The 15,127-nt window shown below is 73.8% G+C and carries 13 protein-coding genes; 4 read left to right on the top strand and 9 right to left on the bottom strand.

Translation table 11 applies throughout. From position 1 onward, the window contains the following. Positions 1-60: 60 nt before the first annotated feature. A complete protein-coding gene (locus BJF81_RS01020) occupies positions 61-1,350 on the top strand; it encodes an MFS transporter (RefSeq protein ID WP_083663891.1) in 1,290 nt (429 codons plus the stop codon). A gap of 37 nt (positions 1,351-1,387) precedes the next feature. On the opposite strand, the gene BJF81_RS20620 is transcribed toward BJF81_RS01020, so the two are convergent. From BJF81_RS20620 to BJF81_RS01045, 5 genes are read right to left on the bottom strand one after another with little or no spacing between them, the layout of a single operon-like run. After that, positions 1,388-2,260 carry an ATP-binding cassette domain-containing protein gene (locus BJF81_RS20620; RefSeq protein WP_075956779.1) on the bottom strand — a complete coding sequence of 291 codons (873 nt, stop codon included), beginning with the start codon at positions 2,258-2,260 and terminating at the stop codon, positions 1,388-1,390. Next, on the bottom strand, positions 2,253-3,266 hold the full coding sequence (locus BJF81_RS20625; protein ID WP_075956803.1) for an ABC transporter ATP-binding protein: 1,014 nt from the start codon (positions 3,264-3,266) through the stop codon (positions 2,253-2,255). The genes BJF81_RS20620 and BJF81_RS20625 overlap by 8 nt, the downstream gene beginning before the upstream one ends. A gap of 43 nt (positions 3,267-3,309) precedes the next feature. Then, positions 3,310-4,149, bottom strand: a complete 840-nt coding sequence (locus BJF81_RS01035) for an ABC transporter permease (protein WP_075956780.1) — start codon at positions 4,147-4,149, stop codon at positions 3,310-3,312. After that, positions 4,146-5,096 carry an ABC transporter permease gene (locus tag BJF81_RS01040; protein ID WP_075956781.1) on the bottom strand — a complete coding sequence of 317 codons (951 nt, stop codon included), beginning with the start codon at positions 5,094-5,096 and terminating at the stop codon, positions 4,146-4,148. Before BJF81_RS01040 ends, BJF81_RS01035 begins: the two co-directional genes overlap by 4 nt. 54 nt (positions 5,097-5,150) lie before the next feature. Continuing rightward, the gene (locus BJF81_RS01045) at positions 5,151-6,752 is read right to left on the bottom strand and encodes an ABC transporter substrate-binding protein (RefSeq protein ID WP_237769943.1); all 1,602 of its coding nucleotides are present in this window, start codon (positions 6,750-6,752) and stop codon (positions 5,151-5,153) included. A gap of 92 nt (positions 6,753-6,844) precedes the next feature. Between BJF81_RS01045 and BJF81_RS01050 the strand changes: the two genes are divergently transcribed. From BJF81_RS01050 to BJF81_RS01060, 3 genes are all read left to right on the top strand, one after another. Then, a complete protein-coding gene (locus tag BJF81_RS01050; RefSeq protein WP_143780611.1) occupies positions 6,845-8,251 on the top strand; it encodes an FUSC family protein in 1,407 nt (468 codons plus the stop codon). A 9-nt stretch (positions 8,252-8,260) separates the two neighbouring features. Then, positions 8,261-9,334: a glycerate kinase family protein gene (locus BJF81_RS01055; protein WP_075956784.1), complete on the top strand. Its 1,074-nt coding sequence runs from the start codon at positions 8,261-8,263 to the stop codon at positions 9,332-9,334. Positions 9,335-9,514: 180 nt separating this feature from the next. Continuing rightward, positions 9,515-11,377 (top strand): acyl-CoA dehydrogenase, encoded by a 1,863-nt coding sequence (locus BJF81_RS01060; protein WP_075956804.1) that lies wholly within the window; start codon positions 9,515-9,517, stop codon positions 11,375-11,377. 25 nt (positions 11,378-11,402) lie between these two features. Here the strand turns inward: BJF81_RS01060 and BJF81_RS01065 are convergent, their stop codons facing one another. The 4 genes from BJF81_RS01065 to BJF81_RS01080 form a co-directional block, all read right to left on the bottom strand. Beyond that, positions 11,403-11,822, bottom strand: a complete 420-nt coding sequence (locus BJF81_RS01065) for a GtrA family protein (protein WP_075956785.1) — start codon at positions 11,820-11,822, stop codon at positions 11,403-11,405. Positions 11,823-11,879: 57 nt separating this feature from the next. Beyond that, positions 11,880-12,110, bottom strand: coding sequence for a DUF6458 family protein (locus BJF81_RS01070; RefSeq protein ID WP_075956786.1), 231 nt, complete (start codon positions 12,108-12,110; stop codon positions 11,880-11,882). A gap of 106 nt (positions 12,111-12,216) precedes the next feature. Continuing rightward, the gene (locus BJF81_RS01075) at positions 12,217-13,038 is read right to left on the bottom strand and encodes a carbon-nitrogen family hydrolase (RefSeq protein WP_075956787.1); all 822 of its coding nucleotides are present in this window, start codon (positions 13,036-13,038) and stop codon (positions 12,217-12,219) included. Further along, complete coding sequence (locus BJF81_RS01080) at positions 13,035-15,020, bottom strand: cytochrome c oxidase assembly protein (RefSeq protein WP_075956788.1); 1,986 nt, start codon at positions 15,018-15,020, stop codon at positions 13,035-13,037. The genes BJF81_RS01075 and BJF81_RS01080 overlap by 4 nt, the downstream gene beginning before the upstream one ends. Positions 15,021-15,127: the final 107 nt, after the last annotated feature.

Below are 15,127 nucleotides of genomic sequence, written 5' to 3' on the forward strand. Positions count from 1 at the left end.
CGCACAAATAGTTGCGCACCTTCTATTGCGCAACTCTCGGTGCGGGTCTACTGTCGGTCCATGACCACCACCGCACCGGCCGACCCGTCGGCTCCCAGCCCCGCCGGCCGGACGGCCGTCCCGCCGGCCCTCCCCCCGTTGCACCGGCACCGGGCCTACTGGGCCTGGCTGCTCAGCGACACCGGGCAGGCCCTGGGCTCCTCGCTGCAGTTCTTCCTCGTCCCCCTGCTCGTCGTCGTCGTCAGCGGCAGCGCCGCCGCGGCCGGCACGGTCGCCGCGCTCGGCGCCGGGGGCCGCATCGCCACCACGCTCCTCGGCGGGGTGCTGGCCGACCGGCACGACCTGCGCCGGCTGATGACGCTCAGCGGGACGCTCGCCGCGACGGTCGTCGCCGGGATGGTCGCGGTCCTGACGCTGGACCTCGGCCTCGTCGCGCTCGGGGCGCTCAATCTGCTGGCAGGCGTCCGCGCGGGCCTGCTGGCCGGCGCCTCCGACGCGGCGCTCAAGCAGGTCGTGCCGCCCGCCCTGCTGCCGACCGCCTCCAGCGCCAACCAGGCCCGGGACGCCGCCGTGGCGATGGGCGGCCCGCCGCTCGGCGGCCTCCTGCTGGGGATCGGGGCGCTGCCCGCGCTCGCCGCCGCGGGCGCGGCATACCTCGTCGCCGCGGCGGGAGCGCTGGTGCTCCGGGGCGACTTCCGGGCGGAGCGGGCCACCGACGTCGCCTCGGTGCGCGCCGAGGCCGTCGAGGGCCTGCGGTGGCTGTGGGCCCGCGCCGAGCTGCGGCGCGTCATGACCGTGGCCCTGCTGCTCAACCTCGGCCTCAACGCCGCCGTGACCACGCTGCTCTACCACCTGGCCACGACCGGCGAGGACCCGGCGCGCATCGGGCTGGTCTCGACCGCCCTCGGCGTCGGGATGCTCGTGGGCGCGGTGGCCGCCGGCCCGGTCGTGCAGCGCTTCCCCTCCGGCCCGGTGGCGATGGCGGGGATGTCCCTGGCGGGGCTGTCGATGCTCGTGCTGCCGTTCGTCCCCGGGTTCTGGGGCACCCTGGCGGTGCTGACCGTGGGGATCCTCGGCGGCCCGGCGACGAACGCGGCGATGATGAGCTACCTCATGCACCAGACGCCACGCCGGGTGCTGGGCCGGGTGATGAGCGCGGCCGAGCTGGTCGGGGCGGGCGCCCTGCCGCTCGCGCCCGTGCTGGCGGGCTGGGGGCTGAGCCTGCTCGGCCTGCGCCCGACGCTGCTGGCCTGCGCCGCGATCTGCCTGCTCGCGGTGGGGGCGGTGCTGTCCAGCCGGGCGCTGCGCACCCTGCCGCGCCCCGCCGACTGGGCCGCGTCCGGGGCGTGAGGTCCCGGGGACGGGGCCCGGGCGCCGGCCAGGGCGGTCAGCCCGTCCCGGCCCCGTCCTGCCCGCGGCGGGCCACGTCGGCGGCCAGGTCCCGCGCGGTCCGGCCGGCGAGCGCCCCGTGCAGGTCGGGGACGGCCGCCAGCAGCTGCTGGGTGTAGGGGTGCTGCGGGTCGTTCCACAGCTGCTCGGTCGGGGCGACCTCGACGAACTCCCCGCGCCGCATCACCGCGACCCGGTCGCACACGTGCCGCACCACCGACAGGTCGTGGGAGACGAAGATCAACGTCAGGTCGAAGCCGTCGACCACCTCGTCGATGAGGTTGAGCACCTGCGCGCGGACGGAGACGTCGAGCGCGCTGACCGGCTCGTCGGCCACGAGGATGTCCGGCCCCGGCGCCAGCGCCCGGGCGACCGAGATGCGCTGACGCTGCCCGCCGGAGAACTGGTGCGGGTAGCGGTCGGCCGCCTCCGCCGACATCCCGACCGCCTCGAGCAGCTCGTGCACGCGCTCGCGGTTGTCGTGCCGGCCCTGGGCGACGAGCGGCTCGGCGACGATGTCGCGCACCCGCATCCGCGGGTCGAGGCTGCTCATCGGGTCCTGGAAGACCAGCTGCAGCGTCTCCCGCAGCCAGCCGAGCCGACGCGCGGGCTGGTCGTGCACCGGCCGGCCCTCGACGAGGATCTCCCCGGCCGTCGGCTGGTCGAGGCCGCTGACCAGGCGCAGGAGGGTCGACTTGCCCGACCCCGACTCGCCGACGATGCCGAACCGCTCGCCCCGGGCGACGGTGACGCTCACGTCCCGGACGGCGTCGACGACCGGCGCCGGCGTCAGCAGGGACGTGCGCCGCCGCCGGAACTGCCGGCTCACCCCGCGCAGCTCGACGGCGGGCGTGCCGGTCCCCTCACCCATCCTCCTCACCTCCCGCCGGGTGGAAGCAGGCATACCCGTATGCGGTCGCGCCCGCGGGGTGCTCCCCGCGCGGCGTCCACGGGGGCGGGGTCGCGCAGACGTCGGTGGCGTGCGCGCAGCGCGTCCGGAAGACGCAGCCGGCGGGGAAGCGGCCGGCGGGCGGCACCGAGCCGGGGATCGTCGGCAGCCGGGCGCGCTCGCGCCGGCCGTCGGCCCCGGAGAGGTCGCTGGCGGCGACCAGCCCCTGGGTGTAGCGGTGCCGCGGGTCGCCGAAGACGTCCTGGACCGGGCCGGCCTCGACGATGCGCCCGCCGTACATGACGAGCACCCGCTCGCAGACGGTCGCGACCACGCCGAGGTCGTGGGTGATGAACAGCAGGGCCGCCTGACGGGCCTCGACGCCACGGACGACGAGGTCGAGGACGGTCGCCTGGACGGTCACGTCGAGGGCCGTCGTGGGCTCGTCGCAGATGAGCAGCGCCGGGTCGTTGGCCAGGGCGATCGCCAGCACGACCCGCTGGCGCTGGCCGCCGGAGAGCTCGTGCGGGTAGGCGCGGGCGACGTGGGCGGGGTCGGGCAGGCCGACCTGCTCGAGCAGCTCGACGGCCCGTTCCCGGGCGGCCCTCCTCGAGCGGGTGCGGTGCAGCAGCATGACCTCGGCGACCTGGGCGCCGACCCGCATCGTGGGGTTGAGCGCGGTCATCGGCTCCTGGAAGACCATCGACATACCGTCGCCGCGCATCCGGGCCAGCGCCCGCTCCCCCAGCGCGAGCAGGTTGTGCTCCGCCGGGGTGCGCGCGGCCAGCCGGACGTCGCCCGTCGCCCCGAGCCCCTCGGGGAGCAGGCCCATGACGGACAGGGCGGTCAGCGACTTGCCCGACCCCGACTCGCCGATCAGCCCGACCCGTTCGCCGCGGTCGATCGCGAAGGAGACGTCCTGCAGCAGCGGCGTGGAGCCGGCGTGCACGTCCAGGCCGTCGACCCGCAGGACGGTGCGGTCGGGCACCTCCTGCACCTCCTGGCCGTCCCCGACGCGCCGGCCACGCTGCTCACCGCCGCTCCAGCCGCGGGTCGAGCCAGTCGCGCAGGCCGTCGCCGAAGAGGTTGAAGCCGAGCACCGACAGGGCGATCGCGGCGCCGGGGACGAGCGCGAGGTGGGGCGCCGAGCGCAGCGTGGTCTGCGCCTCGTAGAGCATCCGCCCCCACGACGCCTGCCCGGTGGGCGTGCCCAGGCCCAGGTAGGCCAGCGCCGCCTCGGCGAGGATCGCGATCGCGAACGACACCGAGGCCTGGACGATGACCAGCCCGGCGACGTTGGGCAGCACGTGCCGCCAGGCGATGGCCAGCGGGGAGCGGCCCGCGGCGCGCGCGGCGACGACGTACTCGCTCTTCATCACCCCGAGCGCGCCCGACCGGGTGATCCGCGCGAAGGCGGGGATCGTGGCGATCCCGATGGCGATCATCGCCACCCGGGTGGACCCGCCGTAGAGCGCGGCGAACATGATCGCCAGCAGCAGGGCCGGGAAGGCCAGCAGCACGTCGTTGGTGCGCATGACGACCTGGCCGAGCCAGCCCGGCGACATGGCGGCCAGGATGCCCAGCGGCACGCCGACGACGGCGGCCACGCCGACGGCGACCAGCCCGACGTAGAGGGTGGTGCGGGCGCCGACGAGGATCTGGGTGAACACGTCCCGCCGGAAGCGGTCGGTGCCGAGCCAGTGCTCGGCGTTGGGGGTCTGGTACGCCTCGACGGGCAGCACCCGCATCGGCGGCCAAGGGGTCCAGACGTAGGAGACCAGGGCCAGCACGACGATCGCGGTCACGAGCACCCCGCCGACGACGAGGCTGGGGTTGAGCCGGCGCCCCCAGGCGCGCCCGACCTCGCTCATCGGGCCCCCGTCCGCAGCCGCGGGTCGATCAGCAGGTAGAGCAGGTCGACGACGAAGTTGATGACCAGGACCGCCACGACGAGCACCATGACCACGGCCTGCACGGTGAGCAGCTCGCGCTTGGCCACCGAGTCCAGCAGCAGCGAGCCCAGCCCGGGGACGACGAAGACGCGCTCGACGACGACCGCGCCGATGAGCAGGGTGGCCAGCTGCAGGCCCAGGACCGTGACGACCGGGACGGCGGCGTTGCGCAGGCCGTGCCGGACCAGGGCCTGCACCGGCCGCAGCCCCTTGGCCCGGGCGGTGCGCAGGTAGTCCTCGCGGAGCACGTCGAGCACGGCCGAGCGCACGTAGCGGGCCAGCACCGCCCCCTGCACCAGCGCGAGGGACAGCGCCGGCATCGCCAGCCGCCGGGCGAAGCCCACCGGGTCCTGCGCCGGCACCACCCACCCGCCCGAGGGGAGCCAGCCCAGCCGGACGGCGAAGACCGAGATCATGAGGATCCCCGCCAGGAAGGCGGGCACGGCCACGCCGACCTGGGAGAGCCCGGAGAGGACGATCCCGTCCCAGTGGCGGTGCCGCAGCGCCATCCACAGGCCGACCGGCACGGCGACGACGAGCGCGAGGAGCATCGCCGAGACGACGAGCCAGGCCGTGACGAGCAGCCGGTCGGCGATCTGGGGGCCGATCGGGGCGCGGGAGAGGAACTCCACGCCCGGGTCGAGGGTGAGCAGCCCGCCGACCCAGTCGACGTACTGCACGAGCACCGGCCGGTCCAGCCCGAACTGGGTGCGCAGCGCCCGGACCGCCTCCTCCGAGGCGTTCACCCCCAGCGCGACCCGGGCCGGGTCGCCGGGCAGGACGCGCATGAAGGCGAAGACCACCACCGAGGCCAGCGCCAGGCTCACCAGCAGCACCGTCAGCCGGTGCGCGACTCGCAGGAGCATGGGGAAGGTGGTCTCCGTCTCGCCTCGGGCGGGTGCGGACCGTCGGGGCGTCGGTCAGCCGCGGCCGAGCTGGGCCAGGCGGAAGGACTCGGTGATCGCGTTCTCGGGCAGCCCGGTGATGTCCGGGTCGGCGACCATGAGGTTGGGCAGCAGGAAGAGGAAGTCGGCTGCCGCGTCGGTGCTGATCAGCTCGGCGGCCTCCTGCATCTTCTGCACCTGCTCCTCCTGGGTGCCGGCGTCGGCCTCGTCGAGCAGGGTCCGCAGCTCCTCGGTGCCGTAGGAGGTGTAGTAGTCCGGGTTGCCGAAGACGTTGCCCAGGTCGCGGGGCTCGACGTGCGCGACGATCGACATGTCGTAGTCCTTGTTGGTGTAGACCGTCTCCAGCCAGGCCGAGGGGAACTCCAGCTCGTCGACGGTGACCTCGAAGCCCGCGTCCTCGAGCATGGACTCGACCACGGTGCCGCACGCGACGGCATACGGGAGGGTGGGCAGGCGCAGGCGCACCTCCTCGCCCTCGGCGCCGGCCTCCTGCAGGAGGGTGCGGGCCCGCTCGGGGTCGAAGGGGTAGTCGCCGGTGCGGTCCTCGTACCAGGGGTCGGTGGGCGGGACCATGCTGCCGATGAGCTCGCCGCGGCCGGCCCAGCAGGTGTCCAGCAGGCTCTCGTGGTCGATCGCGTGGCGCGCCGCCTGGCGCACCTGCAGGTCGGTGAACGGGCCGTCGCCGTTGTTGAAGGACAGGACGACCTCGCCGTTGGTGGTGCCCTCGACGATCTGGTAGTCACCGCCCTCGAACTGGTCGAGCGACTCCGGTGCCTGGACGGTGGAGACGATGTCGATGGCGTCGGTGAGCATCGCGTTGTTGAGCGCGTTGGGGTCGCGGAAGTAGTGCATCTCCACGGTGGCGAAGTACGGCGTCTCGCCGTGGTAGTCCTCGTTGCGCTGCAGGGTGATCCGGGAGCCGCGCTGCCACTCGTCGAAGACGTAGGGGCCGGTGCCGACCGGGTCGTTGGCCAGGTCGTCCACGCCCTCGGTGTCGTACATCGCGCCGACGCGGGTGGTCAGCGCGTAGAGGAACTGGTTGCTGGGCCGGGAGAGGGTGACCTCGAGCGTGCGGTCGTCGACCGCCTCGACGCCCTCGACGACGTCGAGCTGGGCCTTCAGGCTCGTGGTCCAGGCGTCGGAGGAGACCCGCTCGAGGGAGAACGCCGCGTCCTCGGCGGTGAACTCCGAGCCGTCGCTGAAGGTGACGCCGTCCTTGAGGGTGAAGGTGTAGGTCAGCCGGTCCTCGCTCACCTCCCAGTCCTCGGCGAGCGCCCCGACGACCTCCCCCGTCTCGACGTCGACGCGCACGAGCGTCTCGTAGACGTTGTCGAGCAGCAGCTGCGGGATCGCGGCGCCGTCGGTGGTGGAGAAGTCGAGGCTGGCCGGCTCGGCCACCAGGCCGATGCGCACGGTCTCGTCGCTGCCGCCGCCGGCGGCCTCCCCCGTCGCGGCACCGGTGTCGTCCTCGGCGTCGGCCGGGTCGGTCGCCTCCTCGGTGCCCCCGTCCCCCGGGTCGGTGGTCGGGTCGCTGCTGCCGGCGCCCGCGTTGCACCCCGCGAGCAGGGCCACCGCGGCGACGCCGGCGACGGCGCGGGCGCGGGTTCTCGTCCTCATCGACGTCCTCATGGCTCCGCATCATCCTGCATGGCACCCCGCCACCGCCACCCGCCCCTGCCGTCGCCGGCGGTCTGGGCCACAATCGGGGGGTGGCCACCCCCACCCCAAGACAGGCGCTGCTCAGGTCCGTGTCCCTCTGGGACCGCAACCCGATCGCGGCCAACGCGTTCCGCACGATGCTCGCGGTCGCGCTGGCCTGGATCGTGGCCTCCAACCTGCCCGGCGAGGCGTCGAACTACGCCTACTACGCGCCGCTGGGCGCGGTCATCGCCACGACCAACAACCCCGGCGGCTCGCTGCGCACCGCGCTGCAGGCCTCGGCCGCGATCGTCCTGGGCGGCACGGCGGCCATCGTCGCCGACTTCTTCGGCGACCACGACGGCTGGCTCGCGATGGGGATCACCGTCGGCATCGCGGTGGTCCTGGGCTCCTTCCGCTGGCTGGGTCCGATGGGGTCCTGGGTGCCGACGGCCGCGTTGTTCACGCTCATCTTCGGCGGCGGCGACCTGCCGTTCGTCGGGTACTACACGCTGCTGATCCTGCTCGGTGCGGTCATGGCGATCCTCATCGCCGTCGTCCTGCCCGGCCAGCCGGTCGCGCTGGCCGAGCAGAACCTGGACCGGTTGCGCTACGCCCTGTCCAACCGGGTCGAGGACGTCATCGACCGGCTCGAGGACGACCTGGAGGCCGCGCAGGAGGAGGACGAGGACGACGAGGAGCAGAAGGACTCCGCGGACGCCCAGGGCCGGGGGGACCAGCGCGAGACCCGGGGGGCGGCGACGACCGGCGGGACGGAGACCGAGGGGACCCGGCAGGAGGACGCCCGCAGCGCCGAGGAGATGGCGGAGGACGCCAAGGACCCCGGGAAGGGCCGGGCCCCCGACCTCGACCAGGAGCTGGCCAGGGCGCGGGAGTCGGTGGCCGAGCTGCGCGACGCCCGGCGCAAGAACCAGCGCGCCTACCAGCACGGCGCCACGATCGCCCGGGCCGAGGACCAGCTGCGCACCTGGGAGTTCGCCGCGGCGGCGATGGGGATGGTCGCCGCCGGCAGCGACCTGAGGGGGCCGGCCATGCGGGAGCCGGTGGCCGAGGTCACCTGCGAGGCGCTGCGCGCGCTGCAGGAGCTGCTCGACGGCTGGCGCCTGCCCATGGACACCCTGGACCTGCGACGCATGCGGAGGGCCACCGAGGCCCTGGACGACGTCGTCAACGACCCCTCCACCCCGGCCTCCCCCACGGCGACCGCCGTCCTCATCACCATGTCGCGGACGCTGGAGATGCTGGCGTCCCGGGAGAAGTCCTACGAGGACGAGGAGCAGCGGCGCGAGGAGGAGAAGGCTCGGAAGGAGCAGGAGAAGGAGGAGAAGGAAGCGGAGAAGGAGCGCAGGAAGCAGGAGAAGGAGGAGCGGAAGAACAAGAAGGAGACGTCGGGGGGCGGGGAGGACGACGGGGCGCCCGCGACGACCGATCGGAAGGACAGCGGCGGGGGGACGTAGCATCGGCAGATGGATGGGGACCGCACGCAGGACGCCGGACGTCGGCGCGTGCTCGTCGTGGCCCCGGACAAGTTCCGGGGGTCGCTGACCGCCCCCGAGGTGGTCGCCGCGGTCACCCCCGCCGCCGAGGAGCTGGGCTGGCAGGTCCGGGGCATGCCGTTCTGCGACGGCGGGGAGGGCATGCTCGACGCCTTCGGCGGGGCGACCCGCACGAGCACGGTCACCGGGCCGCACGGCCGTCCGGTGCAGGCCGCCTGGCGGCTCGGCGACGACGGCACGGCCGTCATCGAGAGCGCACAGGCCTCCGGCCTGGCGCTGGCCGGCGGCGCCGCCGCCAACGACCCGGTGCGGGCCACGAGCCGCGGCACCGGTGAGCTGGTCGCCGAGGCGGTGCGCGCCGGGGCCCGGACCGTCATCGTCGGGCTGGGCGGGTCGGCCACGACCGACGGGGGTCGCGACGCGGTCGCCGCGGTGCTCGAGCGGATGGACGGCCGGACCCCCCTGGGGCTGGGCGTCGACGTCGTCGCCGCCTGCGACGTGACGACCGTGCTCACCGACGCCGCTCGGGTCTTCGGCCCGCAGAAGGGCGCCGACCCCGAGCAGGTCGAGGAGCTGACCGCGCGGCTGGAACGGGTGCAGGCGGAGTACCTCGACGTCTTCGGCGAGCGTCTCGCCGCCGCCGGGGTGGACCTGCCCACGATGCCCGGCGGAGGTGCCGCCGGCGGCCTCGGCGCCGGGCTCGTGGCGCTCGGGGGTCGGCTGGCCCCCGGCTTCGACGTCGTCGCCCAGCACGTGGGGCTCGAGGCCGCGCTGGAGGGGGCCGACGCGGTCCTGACCGGCGAGGGGGCCCTGGACGAGCAGTCCTTCCGCGGCAAGGTCGTCGGCGGCGTGGCCTCGGCCGCGGCGCGGCACGGCATCCCGGTCGTGGTCCTCGTCGGGACCGTGCGGCCGGGCACCCCCGTGGGCCAGGTGGGGCGGGTCAGCGCCGTCGACCTCTCCGCCCGGTTCGGCGCGCACGCCTCCTGGCACCGCACCGCCGAGTGCCTGGCCCGGGCGACCCGCGAGCAGCTGCTCCGGCTCTGACCCGCAGCACCGTCGACGGTCCGCACGCACGTCCGCGGGCACGGGGCCGGCGCGGCCCCCCACGGCCCGGCACGACGGCATACCCCCCGATGTTGCTTTCCCCGGACCCGTGGGCCACACTTGTTACCAAGAAGTAGGTACTCCCGGTACCGGGTACCGGGACTCAACGTGGAGGCGACCGTGGGTCACTACCGGAGCAACGTCCGTGACATCGAGTTCATGCTGTTCGACGTGCTGGAGCGGGGGGACGTGCTGGGCACCGCGCCGTTCGAGGACATCGACGTCGAGACCGCCCGCGACGTGCTGCACCAGGTCGCCGAGCTGGCCGAGGGGCCCATCGGGGACTCGCTGCTGGAGTCCGACCGCACGCCCCCGGTGCTCGACCCCGCCGACGGCTCGGTGACCATGCCCGAGTCGTTCGTGAAGTCCTACCAGACCTGGGTGGACAACGAGTGGTGGCGCCTGGAGGTCCCCACCGAGCTGGGCGGCACGGCCTCCCCGCCGAGCCTGGCCTGGGCCGTCGCCGAGATGGTCCTCGGCGCCAACCCTGCGGTGAAGATGTACTCCGCCGGCTTCTCCTTCGCCACGGTCCTCTACCGCCTGGGCACGCCGGAGCAGCAGAAGCTGGCCCAGCTCATGGTGGACCGGAAGTGGGGCGCGACCATGGTGCTCACCGAGCCGGACGCCGGCTCGGACGTCGGGGCCGGCCGCGCCAAGGCCGTGCAGGCCGAGGACGGCTCCTGGCACATCAGCGGCGTGAAGCGGTTCATCACCAGCGGCACGGCCCCGTTCTACGACAACGTCATCCACTTCGTCCTGGCCCGTCCCGAGGGTGCCGGCCCGGGCACCAAGGGGCTGTCGCTGTTCGTCGTGCCCGGCAAGCACGTCGACCTGGAGACCGGCGAGGTCGGCGAGGTCAACGGCGTGCAGGTGGCCAACATCGAGCACAAGATGGGCCTGAAGGTCTCCACCACCTGCGAGCTGCGCTTCGGCGAGGACGAGTCGCGGCCCGCCGTCGGCTGGCTGCTCGGCGAGGTCCACGACGGGATCGCCCAGATGTTCCGGGTCATCGAGTACGCCCGGATGCTCGTGGGCACCAAGGCCATCGCGACCCTGTCGACCGGCTACCTCAACGCGCTGGACTACGCCAAGGAGCGGGTCCAGGGCGCCGACCTGACGCAGATGACGGACAAGACCGCCCCGCGGGTGACGATCACCTCCCACCCCGACGTGCGGCGCTCGCTCATGCTGCAGAAGTCCTACGCAGAGGGGCTGCGGGCGCTGATGCTCTACACCGCCTCCTTCCAGGACACGGTGCAGGCCGCCCAGCTGGCGTCCGGGCACGAGCAGGTCGAGCCGGACTCCGAGGCCGCGATGGCGGTCAAGGTCAACGACCTGCTCCTGCCGCTGGTCAAGGGCTGCGGCTCCGAGCGGGCCTGGGTGCTGCTGGGCACCGAGTCCCTGCAGACCTTCGGCGGCTCGGGCTTCCTGCAGGACTACCCCGTCGAGCAGTACGTCCGCGACGCCAAGATCGACTCCCTCTACGAGGGCACGACCGCGATCCAGGGCCTGGACTTCTTCTTCCGCAAGATCGTCCGCGACAAGGGCGCGGCCCTGGGCTACGTCGCGCAGCAGATCATGGCCACCGCGACCGCGCAGACCGACGACGGGCTGGGCGAGGTGCGCCAGGCCGTGATGCGGGCGCTGGGCGAGCTGCAGGCGATGGTCGAGCACCTCGTCGGCAAGGCGATGGCCTCCCAGCAGGAGGCCGAGCAGATCTACGCGGTCGGCCTGCACACCACCCGGCTGCTCATGGCCGCCGGCGACCTCGTCATCGCCTGGCTGCTGCTGCGCCAGGCCGAGGTGGCCCAGCGGCTGCTGACCGCCGGCGAGCGGCCGGCCGACGAGGCCTTCCTCAAGGGCAAGGTGGCCGCCGCCCGGTTCTTCGCCGCCGAGGTGCTGCCCCGGCTGGGCGCGGACCGTCGGGTCGTCACCGCCGGCGACGCCTCGGAGCTGATGGAGCTGCCGGAGGAGTCCTTCTGAGGGATCTGACCACGGTCCTCCCGGCTCAGGCGTAGCGCTTCTGCCGGAAGACGACGATCCGCATCATGAGGTACATGAACACCGCCTCGCAGGCCCCGGCGACGAGCCGGGCGGCGAGGAAGTGCACGCCGACGGCCTCGAGCGTGCTGGACAGCAGCAGGATGAACAGCACGTAGTTGGCCACGACGGTCAGCACGTAGCGGCCTGTCTGCCCGGCCACGGGTCCGTGCGACTGGAAGTTCAGCCACCGGTTGAGCACGAACGCCAGGGTGAACGCGACGAGGTAGCCGACGGTGACGGCGACCGGGTAGGGCAGCTCCAGGACGTCGAAGCCGACGGCCAGGACGGTCAGGTCGACGGCGTAGGTGAAGGAGCTGATCGCCGCGAAGCCGATCGCGGTGGCGGGCAGGATCCGTGCCAGCCCGCGTGGGAGCCACGCGTGCACCCGGTCCCGGGCCGCGGCGAACCGGTCCGCCGCGGTCCCGGCGCGGGGACCGACGGCTCAGACGTCGCGGTGACGGACGTCGGTGTCGTCGCGCCGGTCGACGACCTCACGGTGGGTGGTGTTGGCGCGCTGGGTGTTCATCACCAGGCCCAGGAGGAGGGCCAGGACGCCCGCCGCCATGAGGATGTAGCCGACCGTCTGCAGCTCGATGCCGTAGACCGCGTAGTTGACCGCGAACGCGAGGATCGCGCCGACGGCGAGGAGGAAGATGCCGAGGCCGAGGCCCATGGTGGTTCCTTTCCGTGAAGACCGTCCACCACGGTAGCCCGTCCGACGCCGACCGGCCTGTCGACGCGCTGCGGCGGTCGTCGAGACGGTCGGCCGCGGGGTGGCCTCAGAGCCTGCGGTCCCCCAGCACGGGGAAGTCGGTCCGCGCCCGGTCCACCTGGCCGGGGTCGATCTCGACCGAGAGGACCTCCTGCCCGGTGCCCGCCTCGGCCAGCACCGTGCCCCACGGGTCGATGACGGCGCTGAAGCCGCCCATCCGGATCCCGGCGTGCTCGCCCGCGGTGTTGCAGGCGACCACGAAGCACTGGTCCTCGATCGCCCGGGCGCGCAGCAGGAGCCGCCAGGCCTCCACCCGGGGCGCCGGCCAGGCCGCCGGCACGACGAACATCTGGGCGCCCAGGTCCACCTGCGCCCGGTAGAGCTCGGGGAAGCGCAGGTCGTAGCAGGTCGACAGGCCCACCGTCAGCGCGTCGGCCGGTGCGGGCAGGTCGGTGACGACGAGGTCGTCCCCGGCCTCCATGAGCCGCGGCTCCCCGCCGCCGAAGCCGAACCGGTGGATCTTCGGGTAGGTCGCCACCACCTCGCCCTCGGGGTCGAGCACCACCGAGGTGTTCCGCAGGTGGCGACCCTCGGGGCCCGGCTCGGCGGTGCGTTCCACGACCGACCCGGTATGCAGCACCGCGCCGGTCCCTCGGACCGCCTCCCGCAGCGGGGCGAGGGCCTCCGGCAGCTCGGGCCCCTCCAGCGACTGGGAGCGCTCCTCCCACTCGGACACGGCGAAGCCTCCGGCGCTCCACAGCTCCGGCAGGACGACGAGGTCGTGCCCCGGCGCGTGCTCGCGGACCAGGTCGGCGACGCGGGCGGCCCGCTCGGCGACGCTCTCGTCGGCCCCCTCGCCGTAGGACAGCTGGACGACGGCGATCCTCATGGTGTGCTCCTCCGGTCGGTGCGGGCGGACATGGCCGCCAGGCGTTCGTTGTAGGCGCGCAGCTCGGCGTCGTCGTCCCGGTCGGCCTGCCGGTCGGACCGGACCGCCTCGCGGGTGTCCCGGCGCAGCCAGTCGAGGCCGACCATGAGCATGAGCACCACGGTCGGCAGCTCGCCGATGCCCCAGGCGATGGTGCCGCCGAGCTGCTGGTCGGCGAGCAGGTCGGGCACCCAGGGCACCTCGATGGCCTTGAAGAACCCGGGGGCCAGCAGCCAGGCGCCCTGCATCAGGGCCAGCCCGAAGAAGGCGTGGCCGGCGAGCGTGGCCAGCAGCACCATCATCCGGAACGGCGCGGGCCACTTGGGCGGCCCGGGGTCGGTGCCCGCGAGCGACCAGACGAAGGCGTAGCCGGTCAGGGTGAAGTGGATGACCATGAACAGGTGGCCGACGTGGGTGGTCAGCGCCCACTCCAGCATGCCGCTCCAGTAGAAGACGACGAGGCTGCCGAAGAACAGGGCGCCGGCGACGGCCGGGTTGACGACGAACGCGGCCCACCGGGAGTGCACGACCGCCAGCAGCACCTCCCGTGGACCCAGCGTGCGGTCGCGGCGGGCCGGCAGGGCCCGCATCGCCAGGGTGACGGCGTTGGCCGGGACCAGCAGGATCGGCACCGCCATCATCAGGGCCATGTGCTCGACCATGTGGACCGAGAACATCACCCGTCCGTAGACCCCGGGGGCACCGTTGGTGACGTAGACGAACACGCCCCAGCCGAGCACCCACAGCAGCAGCTTCCAGACCGGCCACCCGTCTCCCCGGCGCCGCAGCCGGACCATCCCCCACACGTAGAGACCGACGGCGGTCAGGGCCATGAGGAGGAAGAGCCAGTCCACCCGCCACGTGGTCAGCAGCCGTCCGGCCGCCCACGGCTCGGGCATCGGGTAGCCGGTCAGGTCGATGACCGAGTTGATGTCGATCTGCTCCGGCACCGCCGGCTCGGTCCGGGAGAGCACGACGCCGAGGGCGACGGCCGCTCCCATGAGGGCCAGCTCGACGGAGGCCAGCCGGGCGAACCGGCCCGGGGAGTCCACGCCCCGGTCGACGACGGTGCGCCGCTGCCGCCACCCGAACACACCGAGCACCACGAGCAGGACGACCTTGGCCACGATGACCAGCCCGTAGGGCGTGGCGAGGTTGCCCACCCCGCCCAGCGTCACGGTGGCGAAGATGACCCCCGACAGGCCCACGGCCACGTAGCTCCACAGGGCCAGCACCGAGTAGCGGCGCACCGTGTCCGTCAGCGCCCGGCCCAGCACCGGCAGCAGCATGGCGATGGCCATCAGCCCGCCCACCCAGACGGACAGGCCCACCAGGTGCAGGCCCAGGCCGGTCACCGTCGTCTCGTGCCCCAGGGCCGAGGCGGAGTGCCCGGTGAAGGCCAGCGGCGTCAGGGCCAGCAGGGCCAGCGCCGCCGACCAGGCGAGGGCGCCGCGCGTGCGCGCCCAGGACGCGAGGAGCAGGAGCAGGGTGACGAGGAGGATCTCGGTGACGAGCAGCCGGGTCAGCTCCAGACGCCAGACGTTGTCCACCAGGTCGGTCAGGAAGCCGGGGGTCCCCACCGGCATGCCGGCCAGCTCGGCGAAGGTCAGCACCAGCCCGACCGCGGCCGTGGCCAACCAGATCGCGGTGGAGCGCACCGCCAGCCGGGCGGCGGTGCCGCGCCGGTCGGTGGTCCGTCCCTCCCGGACGAGGAAGGCGGCGACCACGAGCAGCCCCACCGTGAGCGCGGCGGCGAGGTCGTGGACGACCCCGACCAACGGCATACCCCAGCGCACGAACGGGCCCGCGTCCCCCAGCACCAGCGGGGCCGCGGCCCCGGAGAGCGCGGCCGCCGGGACCGCCGTCACCAGGGCGACCAGCAGGACCGTGACGGGGGTGGCCCACCGCGGCGACCGGGTCGCGGGGGCGCTGGTGAGGGACATGGACCCATGCTAGGGAAGCGCTGATCATTTCGCGGTGCCGGGGTGGCGTGCGGGGCTGGTGGGCGGTTGGCCGGGATGATGTTGGTGTGGTCGACGAGCAGCCCAGC

The sequence above is a fragment of the Ornithinimicrobium sp. CNJ-824 genome (genome assembly GCF_001942405.1).
Classification (GTDB): domain Bacteria; phylum Actinomycetota; class Actinomycetes; order Actinomycetales; family Dermatophilaceae; genus Ornithinicoccus; species Ornithinicoccus kibberensis.